Here is a 2,276-nt window from a genome sequence, read left to right on the forward strand (position 1 = left end):
TGCGTATTTTGTACCACAGTAATTAGCAAACTCCTTTTCAAATTCTTCTACTTCTTTTCCAAGAATATACCATCCCACTATCAATAACTCTTATGCACGCTTCTATTAGCTCATCTCTATACTGAGCGTTAAGTTTTTTTAGGTCTAGAAATGGGATCATTTTATCTCCGGCTTAGTGAAATAAATGTTATTTATTTTCTTCATAATAAAAATTGGTAAATTGCTTGCATAAAATAAATATTCATTCTCCATTAATTTTTGTCATTTGTTACTATAAAAACTTTATTATCCCTCATCTCATAAATTTTTCCACATTCACATTCTGCCTTACTATCTTTAAATTTTAATTTTTTGCCACATCTACAAACATAACCTTTTATTTTTGCAGGATTACCAAATACAAGAGCATAATCAGGAATATTTTTTGTTACAACACTACCTGCGCCAATCATTGCCCATTTCCCTATAGTAATGCCACATATAATTGTAGCATTCGCTCCTATACTTACCCCTTCTTCCAAATAAGTCTTTATGAACTCCTTAGGGTATACCTTACTTCTTGGATAAAGATCATTAGTAAAAGTAACATTTGGTCCGATAAACACATTGTCTTTAATTCTTAAACCATCCCAAATTTGTACTCCACTTTTTATTGTTACATTATTTCCAATTATTACATCGTTTTCAATAAAAGTATAATCACAAATATTACAATTTTCTCCAATTACTGCTCCTGGTAGTATATGAACAAAAGCCCAAATCCTTGTCCCTTTTCCTATCTTATTTGATTCTACTATTGCTTTAGGATGTATGTAAACACCGTCAATTTCCGTATACATTTTCTTCATTTTTCTTTCCTTACTTCCTTTAAAAACTCATCATAATCTCTTATATAATCATCCTCATTGTAAAAGTCAGATGCTAATACAAGACAAACAGAACCGGAGGAAAAATTATCCATTTCTCTCCATATCATAGTTGGTATATATAGCCCATAATAAGACCTATTTAGATGGTATCTTCTTTTTTCGTATCCATCGTCTACTACAACATCAAAGCTTCCACTTACAGCAATTAAAAGCTGCTGTAAATTCTTATGAGCATGTCCACCTCTTGTTTCACCACCCGGAACGTCATACAAATAATATACTCTTTTAATCTCAAACGGTATATGTTTATTACTTTCTATAAATGTAAGATTACCTCTTGGGTCGCTAATCTTGGGAAGGTTTATTATTTTACACCTTTCAATACTCATTTTCCCTCCGATTTTTAAACTAAAAAATTATCTTCTTTATCCTCACCAACTCCAAAAACCCATCAAATAAATCCATTTTCTGCGGGTCCAATTTTAATTTTAAATATCTCTTTTCAATATCATAGCCTATAACAATATCCTCTATATAATTTTCAAGCTCTTTCAACCTATTTTCTATTTCTTCTTTGTCAAAATCGCCTCTATTTACTTTCCCTTTTATCCTTTTACTAAAATCAAAAATACTATCCAAAATAGCTTGCTTCTTGTTATACTCTGATTCAGCATAGCTTTTTCTAATCTCATCTAAAGTGCTTGCTAGATAATCCATAAAATCATATTTATTATCTACTACATAATCAAGAATCAACAATCTGTTTCTTATCTCATAATAATACCATAAAGGATATTTATTGCTTTTATCCGTAGTACCTCCAACTTTATGTCTAATGAATGTAAAAGGTGTATAAATTGGATTTATTCCGTTTTTTCTTAATCTTACAAGAAATTCATTATCTTCAAAGTATAAAAAGAAATCTTCATTTATATATCCCACTTTTTCAATAACTTCACTTCTCATAAAAATGTTGGCACCCGATAAAAATTTTACATATCTTAAGCCGTAATCTTTTAAGTTTTCAACCCCTCCTAAGAATACATTGTCCCCTGCATATTGAACCTTCTCATCATCGTAATTTTTTATCTTACAAGTAACTACCGGAACGTCTGTATACTCTAATGTCTTTAAAAGCTCCAAAGGTGTATTTTTTTCTATTTTTGTGTCTGGATTGAGCAGCCATATATATTCTGATTTTAAATTTTCTATAGCGTATCTTATGCCTAAATTGTTTCCGCCTGCATAGCCGTTGTTAATATTTTTTAATAGATAATACTGTTTTGTTATAGTTTCTCCAAACACTTCTTTTAAGATATTTTCAAGCTTATTAAACTCTTCTTCATTTTCAGAATTATCTACAACTATAAAATCTATGTTAGGATAATCGGAATCTACGATAGATTT

3 protein-coding genes and 1 pseudogene are annotated in these 2,276 nt (G+C 30.0%); all 4 read right to left on the minus strand.

The window, feature by feature from the left end; genetic code table 11:
* Positions 1-160: pseudogene (locus tag SULYE_RS08690) on the minus strand (DegT/DnrJ/EryC1/StrS family aminotransferase); the annotation flags it as partial.
* A 91-nt stretch (positions 161-251) separates the two neighbouring features.
* Entirely contained in the window at positions 252-848 is a 597-nt protein-coding gene (locus tag SULYE_RS07715; protein ID WP_007548199.1) for an acyltransferase, read from the minus strand.
* Positions 845-1,258, minus strand: a complete 414-nt coding sequence (locus tag SULYE_RS07720) for a sugar 3,4-ketoisomerase (RefSeq protein ID WP_007548200.1) — start codon at positions 1,256-1,258, stop codon at positions 845-847. The genes SULYE_RS07715 and SULYE_RS07720 overlap by 4 nt, the downstream gene beginning before the upstream one ends.
* A 19-nt stretch (positions 1,259-1,277) precedes the next feature.
* Positions 1,278-2,276 (minus strand): glycosyltransferase family 2 protein (locus tag SULYE_RS07725; protein WP_007548202.1); only part of this gene is annotated, 999 nt, incomplete at its 5' end.

The organism is Sulfurihydrogenibium yellowstonense SS-5, assembly GCF_000173615.1.
Taxonomy (GTDB): Bacteria; Aquificota; Aquificia; order Aquificales; family Hydrogenothermaceae; genus Sulfurihydrogenibium; species Sulfurihydrogenibium yellowstonense.